14 protein-coding genes are annotated in these 16,866 nt (G+C 71.7%); 7 read left to right on the top strand and 7 right to left on the bottom strand.

The window, feature by feature from the left end:
* Positions 1 to 40: 40 nt before the first annotated feature.
* The 3 genes from ACIBVL_RS26740 to ACIBVL_RS26750 all read right to left on the bottom strand — a co-directional run bounded on the left by ACIBVL_RS26740 (position 41) and on the right by ACIBVL_RS26750 (position 4,921).
* Positions 41 to 1,708, bottom strand: a complete 1,668-nt coding sequence (locus ACIBVL_RS26740) for a nickel transporter (protein WP_399100591.1) — start codon at positions 1,706 to 1,708, stop codon at positions 41 to 43.
* Positions 1,705 to 3,225: a tetratricopeptide repeat protein gene (locus tag ACIBVL_RS26745; protein ID WP_399100593.1), complete on the bottom strand. Its 1,521-nt coding sequence runs from the start codon at positions 3,223 to 3,225 to the stop codon at positions 1,705 to 1,707. The genes ACIBVL_RS26740 and ACIBVL_RS26745 overlap by 4 nt, the downstream gene beginning before the upstream one ends.
* 169 nt (positions 3,226 to 3,394) lie before the next feature.
* On the bottom strand, positions 3,395 to 4,921 hold the full coding sequence (locus ACIBVL_RS26750) for a DUF4331 domain-containing protein (protein ID WP_399100595.1): 1,527 nt from the start codon (positions 4,919 to 4,921) through the stop codon (positions 3,395 to 3,397).
* A gap of 212 nt (positions 4,922 to 5,133) precedes the next feature.
* On the opposite strand from ACIBVL_RS26750, the gene ACIBVL_RS26755 reads away from it, so the two are divergent.
* From ACIBVL_RS26755 to ACIBVL_RS26765, 3 genes are all read left to right on the top strand, one after another.
* Positions 5,134 to 5,676, top strand: a complete 543-nt coding sequence (locus tag ACIBVL_RS26755; protein ID WP_399100597.1) for a sigma-70 family RNA polymerase sigma factor — start codon at positions 5,134 to 5,136, stop codon at positions 5,674 to 5,676.
* Positions 5,673 to 6,494, top strand: a complete 822-nt coding sequence (locus ACIBVL_RS26760) for an anti-sigma factor domain-containing protein (protein WP_399100599.1) — start codon at positions 5,673 to 5,675, stop codon at positions 6,492 to 6,494. The genes ACIBVL_RS26755 and ACIBVL_RS26760 overlap by 4 nt, the downstream gene beginning before the upstream one ends.
* Before the next feature lie 126 nt (positions 6,495 to 6,620).
* A complete protein-coding gene (locus ACIBVL_RS26765) occupies positions 6,621 to 6,887 on the top strand; it encodes a hypothetical protein (protein ID WP_399100601.1) in 267 nt (88 codons plus the stop codon).
* A 76-nt stretch (positions 6,888 to 6,963) separates the two neighbouring features.
* Here ACIBVL_RS26765 and ACIBVL_RS26770 read toward each other — a convergent pair whose 3' ends face one another.
* From ACIBVL_RS26770 to hmgA, 4 genes are all read right to left on the bottom strand, one after another.
* Positions 6,964 to 8,160 (bottom strand): CaiB/BaiF CoA transferase family protein, encoded by a 1,197-nt coding sequence (locus tag ACIBVL_RS26770; RefSeq protein ID WP_399100603.1) that lies wholly within the window; start codon positions 8,158 to 8,160, stop codon positions 6,964 to 6,966.
* Between the two features lie 67 nt (positions 8,161 to 8,227).
* Positions 8,228 to 9,379: a type ISP restriction/modification enzyme gene (locus ACIBVL_RS26775; protein ID WP_399100604.1), complete on the bottom strand. Its 1,152-nt coding sequence runs from the start codon at positions 9,377 to 9,379 to the stop codon at positions 8,228 to 8,230.
* Positions 9,380 to 9,404: 25 nt separating this feature from the next.
* Positions 9,405 to 10,154: a GntR family transcriptional regulator gene (locus ACIBVL_RS26780; RefSeq protein ID WP_399100607.1), complete on the bottom strand. Its 750-nt coding sequence runs from the start codon at positions 10,152 to 10,154 to the stop codon at positions 9,405 to 9,407.
* Between the two features lie 26 nt (positions 10,155 to 10,180).
* The gene (hmgA, locus tag ACIBVL_RS26785; RefSeq protein ID WP_399100609.1) at positions 10,181 to 11,509 is read right to left on the bottom strand and encodes a homogentisate 1,2-dioxygenase; all 1,329 of its coding nucleotides are present in this window, start codon (positions 11,507 to 11,509) and stop codon (positions 10,181 to 10,183) included.
* 194 nt (positions 11,510 to 11,703) lie between these two features.
* On the opposite strand from hmgA, the gene ACIBVL_RS26790 reads away from it, so the two are divergent.
* The 4 genes from ACIBVL_RS26790 to ACIBVL_RS26805 all read left to right on the top strand — a co-directional run bounded on the left by ACIBVL_RS26790 (position 11,704) and on the right by ACIBVL_RS26805 (position 16,847).
* Positions 11,704 to 12,216, top strand: a complete 513-nt coding sequence (locus ACIBVL_RS26790) for a hypothetical protein (RefSeq protein WP_399100611.1) — start codon at positions 11,704 to 11,706, stop codon at positions 12,214 to 12,216.
* Between the two features lie 127 nt (positions 12,217 to 12,343).
* The gene (locus ACIBVL_RS26795) at positions 12,344 to 12,961 is read left to right on the top strand and encodes a TetR family transcriptional regulator (protein ID WP_399100613.1); all 618 of its coding nucleotides are present in this window, start codon (positions 12,344 to 12,346) and stop codon (positions 12,959 to 12,961) included.
* A gap of 117 nt (positions 12,962 to 13,078) precedes the next feature.
* A complete protein-coding gene (locus ACIBVL_RS26800; protein WP_399100615.1) occupies positions 13,079 to 15,319 on the top strand; it encodes a molybdopterin oxidoreductase family protein in 2,241 nt (746 codons plus the stop codon).
* Positions 15,320 to 15,443: 124 nt separating this feature from the next.
* Entirely contained in the window at positions 15,444 to 16,847 is a 1,404-nt protein-coding gene (locus ACIBVL_RS26805) for a CitMHS family transporter (protein WP_399100617.1), read from the top strand.
* Positions 16,848 to 16,866: the final 19 nt, after the last annotated feature.

A 16,866-nucleotide genomic window follows, 5' to 3' on the forward strand; every position in this document is an offset into this window, starting at 1 on the left:
CGCATCCGGGCGAAAACCTCCGCAACCCCACAAACGTAGCTCAGCCGAGTACGGATGCGGCCCCCTTGAGTACCAGTCCGGCCCCCAGGGCCACCACGAGCAGCGCCGACCACAGGGGCAGACCGCGGCGGACCAGTGTCACCACGGGGCGGCCGGTCCAGCGCGGACGTTTGTCCAGGAGGCGGGTCGCGCCCGCGCCCAGCTTGACGACGGCGAACCCGGCGGCCGTCAGGGTCAGCGCGAGACCGACGCCGTAGGCGACGACGAGCAGCAGCCCGAACCAGGCCTGCCCGAGCGCCGCCGCGCCGACCAGGACCACGACGGCGGAGGGACTGGGCACCATGCCGCCGGCGAAGCCGAGCAGGATCGTGCCGCGGAGGGTGGGGGCGACGGCGTGGGTGTGGGTGTGACCGCCGTGCGTGTGCGTGTGACCACTGTGGGTGTGGTCGTGGTCGTGGTCGTGGTGATGGTGGTCGTGGCTGTGCTCGTGGTGCGGGTGCGCGGGGGCTTCCGGGAGCGTGGTGGGGTGGGTGTCGCCGGTGGGGGCGCCGGCGAGGACCAGCTCGCGGTGGGGGGTGTGCGCGTGGTCGTGATCGTGGCCGTGCGGGTGGTCGTCGTCGGGCCCGTGGGTGTGGGCGTGGCCGCCGTGACTGTGCCCGTGGCCGTGCCCGTGTCGCCGGTTGCGCCAGGCGCGGCGTACGAGGGTCACTCCGGCGCAGAGCACCAGGGCGCCGCTGGCCAGGCCCAGCCAGGCGATCACCGAGGGGGCCGCGGCCGAACCGGCGGTGACCAGGAGACCGAGGGCGACCACGCCCAGGGTGTGGGTGATGGTCACCGACGCGGCCAGGGGCAGGACGTCCTTCATCCGGGCCTTGCCGCCGCGGGCCGCCGCCGTAGCGGCCATGATGGTCTTGCCGTGGCCCGGGGCGACCGCGTGCATCGCGCCGAGGCCGACGGCGATCACCAGGGCCAGCGCGGCGAAGCCGAGGGTGAGGTCCTGCCGGGCGACGAGGCCGTCCAGGGCCCGTGTCCAGCGGTCGGCCCCGCGCGGCAGCACGGACGCGGCGGGCGCGTCCCGGTCCTCCTCGACCAGCGCCGCGCCACCCGGGCGCACCGTCAGCGCCGCGGTCGCGGTGTCGGCCGGGGAGGAGAGCAACTCCTTGGGGTACGTGGTCAGTTCGTCGGAGACCGACTTCTTCGGTACGTCGGACTTCGCGAGCGTCATCCGGTCGCCTCGCGCGGTGATCTCGCGCCAGCCGGGGCCGGTGGAGGCGCCCGCGCTGTGGAAGGAGAGGGAGACGGTGTCCTTCTCGGGCAGCGGGGCCGTCAGCCGGCACTCCACGCGCAGGGTGTTCAGCCCGGCCTGGCCGGGCCGCAGCGTCGCCTTGCCGCTGCCCGCCGTGAGGGTCACGGCACGCCCGTCGACGGTGAGCCCGCTGTCGCTCGCGGCGGTGGCGCAGCGCTCCCGGGCCCACTCGGTCATGCCGAGCCGTTCGATGTCCGGTTTGGCCTGGGTCGCGGGGATCTCGGCGAGGTCCTCCACGTGGTCGACGCGGAGCTGTCCGGGGGCGGCGACGAGACCGTCGTAGCGGTTGACGGTGAAGTTGCCGAGGGGGTGCGCGCTCGCGCTGGTGGAAGGAGCCAGCGCGAGCGCGACGCCGGCCGTGAACACGGCCGCGCAGGAGGCGAACAGACGACGGGTACTCACTTGTCCGCCTCCAGCGTCTTCAGGGCCGTACGGGCCTCACGGGCGCCCAGCGGGGAGAAGCCGGGGTTCAGCTTCAGCGCGGCCGAGAGGTGGGTACGGGCGTCGTCGGGGTGACCGGTGGCCTTCTCGATCACACCGCGGTGGTAGAGGAAGGACGCGTTGCGGTAACCGGTGGCCGTGGCCTGCCGGGCGTAGGTGAGGGCCTCGGCGTCCTTGCCGTTGACGTGCAGCGCCCAGGCGAGGGCGTCCGCCGTGTGCACGGTGTGCCGGCGGGACCAGTCGTCGCGGGCCGCGCGCAGGGCCGTCGCCCGGTCGCCGTGGTCGGCGGCGGCGAGCGCGGTGTCGAGGTCGACGTTGACGCCGTTGGCACGGGCGATCGCCGTCCAGGCGTCGACGAGGGTGTACTGGTCCTCGGCCTTCGCCGCATCGCCCTTCGTGCCCCGGAGCTCGTACAGCTCCCCGAGGGCGACGAGCGGGCCGGGCAGCGGGTAGCGGGCGACGACGTCCTCCAAGCCCTTGACGGCCTCGGTCCGTCGGCCGCTCGCGGCCTGGGCGCGGGCCCTGCCCTCCAGCGCCGGGAGATAGGTGTCGTCGGCGGCGAGGGCGCGGGCGTAGAAGGTGAGGGCTTCTGCGTACTGGCCCTGGTTCCAGGCGAGTTGGCCGAGCTGGGTGGCGACGTAGGCGATGTCGCCGGGGGAAGTGGCGGCGGAGAGCGCCTGGTCGAGGACACGGCGGGCGGTGGTGACGTCGCCGCGCAGCTCGTGGACGTACGCGTAGCGGGTGAACACCGGGACGCCCGGGCGCCGTTCGTCCGCGAGGTTCGCGGCCTTCTCGGCGTCGTCGTAGCGGCCGAGTTCGACGAGGGCGTCGATACGGGAGCACAGGGCGCGTTCGCTGTAGGGGTTCTGCTTCAGGGCGCGGTCGGCGTACTCCAGCGCGCCCGCGAAGTCATGGCGGGCGGCGGCGAGCGCGGCGCGGCCGGCCAGTGCCTGGTCGTTGTCCGCGCGCAGGGAGAGGGAGCGCTTCAGTGCCTGCTCGGCCTGCGGATAGCGGGAGGGGTCGCCCTTGGTGCGGGCCTGCTCGACGTAGGCCAGCCCCAGGGTGGCCCAGCTGCCGAAGTCCCTCGGCTGGGCGCGGAGATGGGCCTGGAGCGCGGTGATGCTCGAGTCGAGGTCGCCGTTCGCGAGGAGTCCGGGGGACACGGCGGCGGCCGTGGCCACGGCCGGGCGCTGTCCGTCCCGTGCCGCTCCGACCGCGACCGCCCCCGCGGTGAGGGCGACGGCCAGCATGGCCGCACAGGCCCCGAGCTGAACGGATCGCCAGCGACGGCCGGCGGCGGCGACCCTGCGGACGGCGGCGACGCGGTCATCGGCGTCCGTCGCCTCCAGGGCCTGCGTCGCCTCGGTGTCCTCCACGGCGAAGGCGTCCTCGGAGTCGGTATCGGACGGGCCCTCCGCCACGGCGTCCACCTGGTGCCGCTCGCTCTCCGGTTCGCCGTCGTTCGTACGCGGGGACATGCCCTCTCCTCGGTCGCCTGGGGTGGATCGGCCTGCTGGGGTGTGGGGGGTGGCGCGGCCCGCGCCGTGGGGGATGAGTACGCGGGCCGCGCCAGTCTCTGGGGGTGAGGCGGGCCGGGGAGCGCAGGATTCTCCCCGGCCCACCTGCTCGGTGGGTCCTCCGGGTGGCTCAGTGGCGCCGGTAGGACGGCCGGCTCATCCGGCGCCACCACATCAGGCCGCCGCCGATGAGGAGGATGCCCGCCGCGCCGGCGCCCGCGGAGGCGGCGATCAGCGGAGTGTTCTCGGACGTGGCGCCGGTCAGGCTGTCACCGAGGGCGCTCTTGGTGTCGGCGCCGCTCTTGGCGGTCTTGCCACGCGAACCCTCGGTCGGCAGGGCGACGTAGGGGAAGTACTTCTCGAAGTTCTTGTCGTTCTTGTCGACCGCGTCACCCAGGTCGTTCTTGGCACCGACCAGTTCGCCTTCGACGACCTGCAGCGAGGCGTCGATCACGTCGTCCGTGAGGCGACGGCCGTTCGGGAAGCCCGCGTTGTCGCCGTCCAGCACACCGAGTCGCTTCGGGCTGGAGGCGGGCTTGATCGAGGTGTTGAGGCGCAGTTCCTCGGACGCCGTCACGTACGGCGGCTGGTTGAGGCCCTTGACGCCCTTCAGGAACACGTCGACGAGGTCGTTGCGCGGCTCCGCCGGGGCCTTGATCTTGTAGATCGCCTCGATGAGCTTCGGCAGCTCGGGGTTGGTGACGTTCTTCAGGAACTGGCCGTCGTCCTTCGGCTGGGACGCGTTGAACTTGTCCTTGTCCTTCAGCGGGTTGACGACCTCGTTGACCAGCGGGTTGCCGAGGCGCGAGACCTGGGAGTAGTAGCCCTGCGCGTTCTTGCGCTGGGTGGTCGACCAGATGCCGACGATCGGCTGGTGCTTCGCCTCGACGATCATGTCGTTCGGCACCTGCAGGGCGATCGTGTTGACGTTGTAGCCCTTGAGGGTGTCGTTGCCGACCTCGGAGAGGTCACCGCCGTACAACAGGTCGAAGACGCGCAGGTCGGCGAAGAACGGGTCGTCGGCCTGGCCGGCGAACGTCTTGGCGCCGTTGGAGAGCTTGTAGATCGCCTGGTCGCGCAGCTTGGAGTACTTCGGCATCGACGCCTTGCCCACGTTGGACGGCGCCACCGGCACGTCGTCGGCGAGCTTGGTGTCGTGGACGACCTTGCCGTTCTTCTCCTTGATCAGCTCCAGGTCGTAGGTCTGCGTGACGTTCAGGTCGGGGTCGTACAGGCTGTCGACGACCCCGGTGTTGTAGAGGAAGGACTTCCGGTTCTTGACGTTCGTCTTGAAGGTGTAGCGGAAGACCAGCTCCTCCTTCGCGTCGCCGTTGTTGTCGATCCGGATGTCGTACTGGGCGTCCTCGGCGAACTGGTAGAAGTTCGGGCCGCCGCCGGGTTCCTCGAACGGGATCACGTTCGCGATGATGGTCGTCGTGTCCGGATGGTCCGGGCTGACGAACGCGTAGAGGTCGGTGTTGTCGTACTGCGGGGTCCCCGAGATGAGGGGCGCCTCGCGGTGGCTGGAGGCCTGTGCAGCCCCTGGAGCCAGCACCACGACGCCGGCGGCAGTGAGCGCCCCGGCGGCAAGTGCCGCACTGATGAGAGTCGCGACGCCCTTGCGTCCCGTGCCGCTCTTGGAGATTGCTGCTGTCATGCCGTCCTGCCGTCCGTCCTCTGTGCCAACTTGCCTGACGGACAGAGATACGGAGCGGAGGGGCGATCGGATTGGTCGAAACCGAAAAACTTTTTTTCGCTGCTCGACCCGCGTTTTCCGGCCGCTGATCCGTACCCCATCCGGAGGTGTGTCCGTTGCGAATGCCTGGTGTGACGGGGCGGCCCGGATGTGGCCGCGGAGAGGGGGACCGGATGGAGGCGGACGAGCTACTGGTGCTCGTCGCAGGGGGCGACCAGAGGGCATTCGAGCAGTTGTACGGATTGGTGTCCGGGCCGGTGTTCGGACTGGTACGGAGGGTCCTGCGCGACCCGGCCCAGTCGGAGGAGGTCGCCCAGGAGGTCCTTCTGGAGGCCTGGCGCTCCGCCGCCCGCTTCGACCCGAGCCGCGGCAGCGCCCTGTCCTGGATCCTCACGCTGGCCCACCGCCGCGCCGTCGACCGGGTGCGCAGCGCCCGCGCGGCCAGCGACCGGGAGCAGCGCGAGGCCCGGCGCTACCACGACCCCGCCTTCGACCAGGTGGCGGAGGAGGTCGAGGCGGGCCTGGAACGCCAGTTGGTCCGCCGCTGCCTCAACCGTCTGACGGACCTTCAGCGCCAGTCCGTCACCCTCGCCTACTACGACGGCTACACGTACCGTGAGGTCGCCGAGCGGCTCAAGCTGCCGCTGGGCACCGTGAAGACCCGGATGCGCGACGGACTCACGCGGCTGCGCGACTGTTTGGGAGGTGTCGCGTGAGCGTCCTCGGATCGTTGTTCCGCCGGGAGGACCCGCACTCGCTGGCCGCCCCCTACGCCCTCGACGCCCTCGAACCGGACGAACGCCGTCGTTTCGAGAAGCACCTCAAGGGCTGTGACCGGTGCGCCGCCGAGGTGCGTGACCTGGCCGAGGACGCCGTCCGGCTCGCCTGGTCCCAGGCCGCTCCGCCGCCGGCCGCGATGCGCGACCGGGTGCTGGCCGCCGTACGCGCCACCCCGCAGGAACCGGGGCGTGCGCCGGTGCGGGAGCACGCGCCCCAACTGCCTCCGCATGTGTGGGGCACGCAGCCGCTGCCGGGACGCTTCCGTGCGCCCCGCGCGCGCCGCCCGCTGTTCGTGCCGTTCGCCACGGTCACCGCCGCCGCGGCCCTCGTCGTCGCCTCGCTCTTCGCCGTCCAGGCCAACCGCACCCAGGACCAGCTGAACGCCGAGCGCGCCCAGGCACGTGAGATCGCCCACGTTCTCGCTGCTCCGGACGCCCGGGCGAGCACCGGCACCGACACCGAGGGCCGCAGTATCGGAGTGATCGCTTCCGCATCCGAGGGGCAGGCGATCGTCACCTTGAGCGGCTACGGAGATCTGCCCGCGGGGCAGGTGCACCAGCTCTGGCTCATGCGCCCCGACGTGCAACCCCGCTCCCTGGGGCTCTTCGACGGTGACACGCCCTTGATCGCGACAGGTCTCGACAAGACCTCCACGTCACTGGCTGTGACCGTCGAGCCCGACGGGGGGTCACCTCAACCCACCAGCCAGCCGGTTGTCCAACTCACCCTGAAATCGGTCGGATTCGGAGAGTGATCGAAGAGGGTACGTCAACCCCCGTACGGGGAAGGTGATTCCTGTGAGCTCGATACACGCGTGCCCGGACGGGGCGATAGGGTTACCCTGCCCGGGCCGGGTGGACTCGTACGGGTGGGGAGTGACATGGAACAGATAACGATGCCCAGCAGGGCGAGGGTCCCTGCGATCACGTGCGGGAGCAGCGCGACCAGTTCGCGGCTCGACCGCCATCTCTCGGTGCTGGCGGGCCCCGCCATACCGCAACGGGAGACGGTCGAGGCGACCTCGCTCATGCGGGAACTGACCGCGCGCGAGCCTGCCGCCCGGCGCGACTCCAGGACGGCCCGCGTCTCGCTGTTCGCGCCGCTGCGCCGACTGCGCCGCTCGCTGTTCGGCGGACACAAGCACTGAGCCCCACGCTGAGGACCTGTCACCGGCACCACCCAGACAGTGCCGCATTCCTGCGACCTGATCGGCCGGACAGGTCCTAGGCGGCCACACCGTCCCGGCGCAGGGCTGCGATCTCGTCGTCCGTCATCCCCACGGCACGCAGCAGCGCTTCGGTGTGCTCCCCGAGCGCGGGCACGTCCCCCATCCGCGCCTCCGACCCGCCCGGCAGTGTGATCGGAGGCAGCAGCGCCCGGAGCGGCCCGACCGGCGATCCCACTTCCCGCCACCGCTCACGGGCCGCCAGTTGCGGATGCTCCGCCAGTTCCCGCAGATCCCTCAGGCGTGCGCACGCGATGCCCGCGCCTTCCAGTCGGGCCAGTGCCTCGTCGGTGTCCAGCGCGCCCAGCGCCTTCGCCACCAGGGCGTCCGTGCGCTCCCGGTTCGTCACCCGTGCCGCGTTCGTCGCGTACGCCGGGTCCGTCCCCAACTCCGGCCGTCCGACGACCTGTTCGGCCAGCCGCCGCCACTCCCGGTCGTTCTGCACCGACAGCAGCACCCGTGCGCCGTCACGCGTCGGATAGGCGTCGTAGGGCGCGATCACGGCGTGCGCGAGACCGGTGCGCTCCGGCGGAGTGCCCCCGTGGATCGTGTGGTGCAGCGGATGCCCCATCCACTCCGCGAGCGCCTCCAGCATGGACACCTCGACCGGCCCGCCCCGCCCGGTCGTGCCCCGCCGCACCAGCGCCGCCAGCACCCCCGAGAAGGCGTACATGGCCGCCGCGATGTCCGCCGCCGGGACCCCCGCCTTCACCGGCTGCTCCGGCGTTCCCGTCACCGACACGAGCCCCGCCTCGCACTGCACGAGCATGTCGTACGCCCGCTTGTCCGCGTACGGCCCGAAAGCCCCGTATCCCGAGATGTCCACGGCGACCAGCCGCGGATGCGCCGCGCACAGCGTGGCCGCGTCAAGGCCGAGCCGGGCGGCGGCGCCCTGCGCGAGGTTCTGCACGAACACGTCCGCGTCCGCGACCAGCTTTCGTACGACGTCCAGGCCGCGCGGGTCCTTGAGATCGAGGGCGATGGACTCCTTGCCCCGATTGCACCACACGAAGTGCGAGGCGAGGCCGTGTGCGGCGGTGTCGTAGCCGCGCGCGAAGTCGCCGCCGTCGATCCGCTCCACCTTGATGACCCGGGCGCCGAGATCGGCGAGCTGACGGGTGGCGAAGGGGGCCGCGACGGCCTGCTCGACGGCGACGACGGTGAGGCCCTCCAGGGGCAGGGGGAGTCCATCCATGGGACGGATCATGTCACCGGTCGGCGTGGGCGTGCCTTCGCACGGCGAGCGGCGCGAACAGGGCGATCTAGAGCAGCGAGAACTGGCCCTCCGGGCCCTCCTCGTGGTGGTCCAGGACGGTCGCCGGGTGGCGGGCCGAGTCGGGGACCGGCAGGACGCCCGCCGCCCGGAGCTCCGCGGTGGTGACCGGGTCCGTGACCTCCACCTCCGCCTGTTGGGCGCGTACTTCGGCCAGGAGCGCCAACACCGTGATCAGCTCCAGGAGTTCGGAGGTCCATGCCTGCTGCCAGGCCGCCGGGCGGATCGCCGCCAGGGTGCCGGGTTCGGCGCTCTCCGCCGTCCGCGCCGCGAACCACCGCTCCAGCACCCGCACTCCCGCGCCCGCCTCGAAGTCCCAGGCCTCCGGCGGCACGGGGGAGACACGGCCCTCGTCGAGGTGGAGGGTCTCCTCCTCGCGGTCGTAGAGGAGGGTGAGGGGGCGGGACGGGAGCGGGGCGCGGACGTAGGGGCGGCGGCCGCCGGGGAGCTTGGGGCGCTCGCCGTCCCGGCGCAGCAACCACAGCGCACGCCGACCCAAGTCGACTCCCCGGGACCAGAGTTCGGGATCCCGGGTGAGCGGGACGGTGAGATCGGGGCGGACGGCCGTCAGGGTCCAGGCCAGGAAGTCCACCGGATCGGGGGAGTGGCCGATCCGGGCCAGCTGCTCCAGCAGGCCCGGCGCCAGGTTCGGCTCCTCGCCGCCCGGACGCCGGTACAGCGGGCGGATCCGGCCGGGGCGCGTGAACGGGATCAGGGAGGTCACCAGCGGCGGCGCGTCCGGTGTCTCCACCACGAACACCTGCCGCTCGTCCGCCACCCGCCACACCTCCGGGCGGGCGGCGTCGATCAGTCGGTGGTCGGGGATGAGCCACTGCTCGTCGAAGGGCGCGGCCAGCACCCGCACGGGTTCCGGGCAGGGACCCGAGGCGCGGACCAGTCGTCCCGTGCCGCCCGCCCGGCCCGGCAGCTGTCCCACCGCCGAGTGCAGGGTGCGGGAGCGCGTCTGCTCGAACAGCGCCTCGCGGTCCGGGCCCTGCGCCTTCATCAGGGCGTCCCAGCGGGCCTTGAGGGAAGCCGGATCGGGGGCCGTCGGCCACCCCCGGCCGAGCCGCGGCGGTGCGACGGACCACGGCATGAGGTCCGCCAGCGGCGGAGCGTCGTCGTGCGTCACGCTGGGCATGGTACGTGGGACCACCCGCGGCACGTCACGTCGCGTCGAGGGTGACCGTGAAGGAGAAACGGTCCCCCCGGTAGTGGATCACGGCAGCGTCGAGCACCCGCCCGACGGCGTCGTAGGTGACGCCCGTGTAGTGCAGGATCGGACTCAGCAGCGGGACGTCCAGCAGCTGGGCGGTCTCCGGGTCCGCGAGCCGGGCCTCCACCGTGTCCGTGATCCGGCCGATGTCCGCGCCCACCACGTCCCGCAGCACCTTGGTCATCGGCCAGCGCACCAGGTCGTCCGGGTCGATACGGGCGGCGATCTCGGGACGGACGTAGTTGCGGGCGTGGTTGGTCGGCTCGCCCGTCTTCTCGTCGCCGCGCAGCCGGTGGTAGGTCGCCACCTCGGCCAGGTCCGGGAAGTACTCGGCGAGTTCGGCGGGGACGGCCGCCGTCCCGTGCTCCAGCAGTTCCGTCGCCATGCCCGACTGCTGGGCCACGATCGCGTCGACCGAGCCGAGCAGCCGCACCGGAGCGCCCCGCCGCGCCCCGGGCTCGATGAACGTGCCGCGCCGGCGATGCCGGGTGATCAGCCCCTCCTCCTCCAGCTCCTTCAGCGCCTGCCGCATGGTCAGCACGCTCACCCCGTAATGCCCCGCCAGCTGCTCCTCGGTGGGCAGCCGCAGCGGGTCCCGGGGAGAGCGGCCGAGTATCGAGGCGCGCAGCGACTGCGACACCTGGTACCACAGCGGCAGCTTGCGGTTGAGGACGATCGAGTCCGGCGCGAAGGAGGTCACGGGCTATCCGTACCGGTCGTCCGCGATCAGTGCAACGGGCGGAAATGCCGTTCGAGCCCCTGCCACACGTCGTCGTAGCGCTGTTGCAGGTGCTCCGCCCCGGCCGCGTGCGCGGTGAGGGTGACCGGCCAGCGCGTCTCGAACATGAACGCCAGCCCGTCGTCCACCTTCTGCGGCCGCAGCTCCGCCGCGCTCGCCCGGTCGAACGTCTCCCGGTCCGGCCCGTGCGCCGACATCATGTTGTGCAGCGAACCGCCCCCGGGGACGAAGCCCCCCTTCCCTGCCGTCTTCGCGTCGTAGGCGCCCTCGATCAGGCCCATGTACTCGCTCATCACGTTCCGGTGGAAGTACGGCGGCCGGAAGGTGTCCTCGCCCACCAGCCAGCGCGGCGCGAAGACGACGAAATCGACCCCGGCGAGGCCGGGGGTGTCGCTCGGAGCGGTCAGCACCGTGAAGATCGACGGGTCGGGGTGGTCGTACGAGATCGTCCCGATGACGTTGAAACGGCGCAGGTCGTAGACGTACGGGACGTGGTTGCCGTGCCAGGCGACCACGTCGAGGGGGGAGTGGTCGTACGTCGCCCTCCAGAGGTTGCCGCAGAACTTGCCGACCACCTCCACCGGGCCCTCGACATCCTCGTAGGCGGCGACCGGTGCCCGGAAGTCGCGGGCGTTGGCGAGGCCGTTGGCCCCGATGGGGCCGAGGTCGGGGAGGCGGAAGGGAGCGCCGTAGTTCTCGCACACGTACCCCCGGGCAGAGGCGTCCAGCAGTTCCACGCGGAAGCGCACCCCGCGCGGGATCAGCGCCACCTCGCCGGGCTCGGCGTGCAGCAGCCCGAACTCCGTGCGCAGCAGCAGCCCGCCCCGCTCGGGGACGATCAGCAGTTCGCCGTCGGCGTCACTGAGGACGCGGTCCATGGAGGCGTTGGCGTGGTAGAGGTGCACGGCCATGCCGGTGCGCTGGGTGACGTCGCCGTTGCCGCCGAGGGTCCACAGGCCGGCCAGGAAGTCCGTGCCCTCGGCGGGCTCCGGCAGGGGGTTCCAGCGCAGGCGGTTGGGGTCGGGGACCGTCTCCGTGAAGGGGCCGGTGCGCAGCGCCCCGTTGTCGGTGCGGGTGAAGGCCGGGTGTGCGGCCGAGGGGCGGATCCGGTACAGCCAGGAACGGCGGTTGTGGGCGCGCGGTTCGGTGAAGGCCGTCCCGCTGAGCTGTTCCGCGTACAGGCCGAGGGGGGCGCGCTGCGGCGAGTTGCGGCCCTCGGGGAGGGCGCCCGGCACCGCCTCGGAGGCGTGCTCGTTGCCGAACCCCGAGAGGTACGACAGCCCCTCGGCGGTCTTGCGTGCGTCCCCGCTGCTCATGTCGCTCCCCTGCCTGCCGGCTCTCGCCCTGCCGATTCCTATGCAACACCGTAGGATTGCGTTTTCACGGGCGCAAGAGGTCCACCGGTTCCCTTCTCGTGCGCCCGTCCTCCTCTCGGAGGACGATCGGACCCGTCCAGAACCAGCCTTCAGGGGGATCCGTGGTGTCGGACAGGTGCCCTAATCTCCCGGGCATGTCGTGGAAGCGCGCAATCGTCGCCGCGCTCGCGGTCTGTGTCCTGCTGCTGACGGGAGCCGCGGGCTGCGGCTCCAGCGGTACACAGAAGCGGGGGACCGTCGTGTCCCCCTCGCCCGTCGGAAAGGTCCTGGACAACACGGACGACGACGGGCGCCACTACCGCGAGGTGGACAAGAAGGGGGCGCCCGAGGTCGGCGTCGAGGTCCAGCCGGACACCGACGGCAGCTGGGACGTCCGGCTGAAACTGGCCAACTTCCGTCTCTCGTCGACCGGCGCCCCGGCGAAGGCGGTCTCGGGCCGCGGCGCCGCCCGCCTCTACGTGGACGACCAGCCCGTCGCCGAACTGCGCACCCGGTCCTACCGGATCCCCGCCGGCTATCTCCCGCACGGTACGCACCAGGTCACCGCGCGGCTGTACGCGGACGACGGCACGGTGTGGGCGGTGGACGGCAAACCGGTGCAGAGCACGGCGGACATCACGGTGTCCGAGCCCTCGCCCTCCCCGTGACCGCCGCGGAGCCCTCGTCGAGCGCGTCCAAGCCCTCGTCGAGCACATCGAAGCCCACGTTGAGTGCGTCCAGCATCTTTCCCCGTACTCAGGGGCGAGGTTCACCACGCCGCGACGGAAAGGCATCATGAAGTCCGTGCCCCAAGCGACATCGCTCCGTCGTGCGCCCGTCCAGCGGCGCAGTGCCGAACGGCTGACCAGGATCCTCGACGCCTGCGCCGACCTGCTGGACGAGGTCGGCTACGACGCCCTGAGCACCCGGGCCGTCGCCCAGCGCGCGGGCGTCCCGATCGGCTCCGTCTACCGCTTCTTCGGCAACAAGCGGCAGATGGCCGACGCGCTCGCCCAGCGCAACCTGGAGCGCTACGCCGAGCGCGTCACCGAGCGCCTGAAGGGAGCCCGGCACGGAGACTGGCGGGCCGCCATGGACGCCGTGCTCGACGAGTACCTGGCCATGAAGCGCACCGCGCCCGGCTTCTCCCTCGTCGACTTCGGCAACCAGATCCCGGTCGGCGTCCGCCAGGCCGAACCCAACCACCGCGTCGCCGACCGCCTCACCGACCTGCTCTCCGACTACCTCGAGCGTGCCCCCGACGAGGATCTGCGCCGCACCTTCCTGATCGCCGTGGAGACCGCCGACGCCCTCGTCCAGCTGGCCTTCCGGGTGGATCCGGAGGGGGACGCGAAGGTGATCGAGGAGACGCGGGAGCTGTTGCGGGCGTATCTGGCGCGGGTGCTGGACTGACCGGCCCACCGGCGCGGGCCGGGGTCGTGGCGCAAGACTCCGTCGTCCCCCTCCCCGTGCGGCATACCGGTCGGTATGCTCGGCCGGAAGAAGGCAACGCCGCCCCCAGGAGGACCCGTGTCCCGCACCGCCCTGCGAATCTGCCCCCTGTGCGAGGCCACCTGCGGGCTCACGCTCACCATCGAGGGGACGGAGGTCACCGGCGCCCGCGGCGACCGGGAGGACGTGTTCAGCAAGGGGTTCATCTGCCCCAAGGGCGCCTCCTTCGGCGCCGTCGACGGCGATCCCGACCGGCTGCGCACCCCGCTCGTCCGCCGGGACGGCGAGCTGCGCGAGGCCACCTGGGCCGAGGCCTTCGACGCCGTGGCCGCCGGCATCCGCCCGGTCGTCGAGCGGCACGGCCCGCACTCCGTCGGGGTCGTCCTCGGCAACCCCAACGTGCACACCATGGCCGGTGCCCTCTATCCGCCCGTACTGCTCGCCGGGCTCGGCACCCGCAGCATCTTCACCGCCTCCACGGTCGACCAGATGCCCAAGCACGTCTCCAGCGGACTGCTCTTCGGTGACGCCAACGCGATCCCCGTGCCGGACCTCGACCGCACCGACCATCTCCTCCTCATCGGCGCCAACCCCCTGGAGTCCAACGGGAGTCTGTGCACCGCCCCCGACTTCCCCGGCAAGCTCAAGGCACTCAAGGCCCGCGGCGGCACCCTCACCGTCATCGACCCGCGCCGCACCCGTACCGCGAAACTCGCCGACCGGCACATCGAGATCCGCCCCGGCACCGACGCCCTGCTCCTCGCGGCCATGGCGTACGTCCTGTTCGAGGAAGGCCTGGTGGAACTGGGGGAGTTGGCCGCACACGTCGAGGGAGTCGGCGAACTGAGGGGCGCCGTACGGGATTTCACCCCGGACGCCGTGGCCCCCGCCTGTGACGTCGACGCCGGCACCATCCGCGTCCTGGCCCGCGAACTCGCCGCCGCCCCCACCGCCGCCGTCTACGGCCGCATCGGCAGCTGCACGGTCCCGTTCGGCACCCTGGGCAGCTGGCTCGTAGACGTCCTCAACGTCCTCACCGGCAACCTGGACCGGCCGGGCGGCGCGCTCTTTCCGCAGGCCGCCACCGACAAGACCCCCCGCCCGGCCGGGCCGGGCCGCGGCTTCCAGCTCGGCCGCTGGCACTCCCGGGTGAGCCGGCACCCCGAGGCGAAGGGCGAGTTGCCGCTCTCCGCGCTCGCCGAGGAGATCGACACCGCGACGGAGGAGGGCGAGCCGATCCGCGCGCTCATCGCGGTGGCCGCCAACCCCGTCCTCTCCGCCCCGGACGGCGACCGGCTCGACAAGGCGCTCGGCTCGCTCGACTTCATGGTCAGCGTCGACCCGTACCTGAACGAGACCTCGCGCCACGCCGACGTCGTCCTGCCGCCGCCCCCGCCCTCCCGGAGCGCGCACCACGACTTCGCCTTCAACACCCTCGCCGTGCGCAACCAGGTCCGTTACACCCGCCCCGCCGTCCCGCTGGAACCCGGCAGGATGGCCGAGACCGAGATCCTCGCCCGGCTGATCCTGGCCGCGACCGGCATGCACGGCGCCGACCCGTCCGCAGTCGACGACCTCGTCATCGGCCAGACCCTCGGCAAGGCGGTCACGGAGCCGCACTCGCCCGTGCACGGCCGCGCTCCGCAGGACCTGGCCGCCCTCCTCACCGGCGAGAACGGTCCCGAACGCCGGCTCGACATGATGCTGCGCCTCGGCCCCTACGGCGACGGATTCGGCGCCCGACCGGACGGGCTGAGCCTGGAGAAGCTGCTGGCCCATCCGCACGGCATCGACCTCGGACCGCTGGCGTCCCGGCTGCCGCAGCCGCTGAAGACCAGGAGCGGAAAGATCGAGCTGCTGCCGCAGCCGATCGTCGACGATCTTCCCCGGCTCGAGCAGGCGCTGCGGGAGCGTCCCGCCGGACTCGTCCTCGTCGGGCGACGCCATCTGCGGTCCAACAACAGCTGGATGCACAACGTCCCGGCCCTCACCGGCGGCACCAACCGCTGCACCCTGCACATCCACCCCGAGGACGCCGAGCGGCTGGGCGTGCGGGACGGGGCCGCCGTGCGCGTGAAGGGCGCCGGGGGGGAGGTGACCGCCCCGGCCGAGGTCACCGACGGCGTGCGCCGGGGTGTGGTGAGCCTGCCGCACGGCTGGGGGCACGACCGGCCCGGCACCCGTCTCAGCCACGCTTCCACGGACCCCGGCGTCAACGTCAACCAGCTCATCGACGGCAGCCTGCTCGACCCGCTGTCGGGCAACGCGGTCCTCAACGGAGTGCCCATCGAGATCACGGCGATCATGGCAACGCTGTGACCTGGAATTTTGCGCTTATTGCTCGCGCGTCAACGTCTTGTTAACAGCGTTTGAACGGACCTAACGTCAACCCACCGCCGACCCCCAGGTGGGATGTTCAAGGGCGAACGTTAGGTATCCATACATGTTGACCATCCTCGGCTTCGCCATGATCGCGACCTTCCTGGTCCTGATCATGCTGAAGAAGATGTCGCCGATCGCGGCGCTCGTCTTGATCCCGGCATTGTTCTGCGTCTTCGTCGGGAAGGGCGCCAAGCTCGGTGACTACGTCATCGAAGGCGTCGGCAGCCTCGCCCCCACGGCGGCGATGCTCATGTTCGCGATCGTCTACTTCGGTGTGATGATCGACGTCGGCCTCTTCGACCCGATCGTCCGGGCGATCCTGAAGTTCTGCAAGGCCGACCCGCTCCGGATCGTCGTCGGTACGGCGGTCCTCGCCGCGATCGTCTCGCTCGACGGCGACGGCTCCACCACCTTCATGATCACCGTCTCGGCCATGTACCCGCTGTACAAGCGCCTGAAGATGAGCCTGGTCGTGATGACCGGGGTGGCCGCCATGGCCAACGGCGTGATGAACACGCTGCCCTGGGGCGGTCCGACCGCCCGCGCCGCCACCGCGCTGAAGCTGGACGCCAGCGACATCTTCGTGCCGATGATCCCGGCCCTGGCCGTGGGCCTCCTCTTCGTCATCGCGCTCTCGTTCGTCCTCGGCCGCCGTGAGCGCAAGCGGCTGGGCGTGCTGACGCTGGACGAGGTGCTGGTGGAGGAGAAGGAGGCCGAGACCGTCCTGGTCGGCGCCGGCGGCACCGGCTCCGGCAAGGGTGCCGCTCCGGCCGCGGGCTCCGGCGCCGCCGCCACCCTCGGCGACGACGAGGCCGAGGACGGCTTCAAGGGCCTCGACCCGAACCGGGCCACCCTGCGCCCCAGGCTGTACTGGTTCAACGCGCTGCTCACGGTCGCGCTGCTCACCGCCATGATCATGGAATGGCTGCCGATCCCGGTGCTGTTCCTGATCGGCGCCGCCCTCGTGCTCACCGTGAACTTCCCGCACATCCCGGACCAGAAGGCCCGGCTCGCCGCCCACGCCGACAACGTCCTCAACGTCTCCGGCATGGTCTTCGCCGCCGCCGTCTTCACCGGCGTGCTGCAGGGCACCGGCATGGTCGACCACATGGCCAAGTGGATGGTGGACGTCATCCCCGAGGGCATGGGCCCGCACATGGCGCTCGTCACCGGCGTCCTGAGCCTGCCGCTCACCTACTTCATGTCGAACGACGGCTTCTACTTCGGTGTCCTCCCGGTGCTCGCCGAGGCCGGCGCCGCCCACGGCGTCACCCCGCTGGAGATGGCCCGCGCCTCCCTCGTCGGCCAGCCCCTGCACATGTCGAGCCCGCTGGTCCCGGCCGTCTACGTCCTGGTCGGCATGGCCAAGGTCGAGTTCGGCGACCACACCCGGTTCGTCGTCAAGTGGGCGGCACTCACCTGCCTGGTGATCCTCGGGGCGGGCCTGCTGTTCGGCATCATCTGACCGCTCCGGCGCGTACATG

This window comes from Streptomyces sp. NPDC049687 (assembly GCF_044465285.1).
GTDB lineage: Bacteria > Actinomycetota > Actinomycetes > Streptomycetales > Streptomycetaceae > Streptomyces.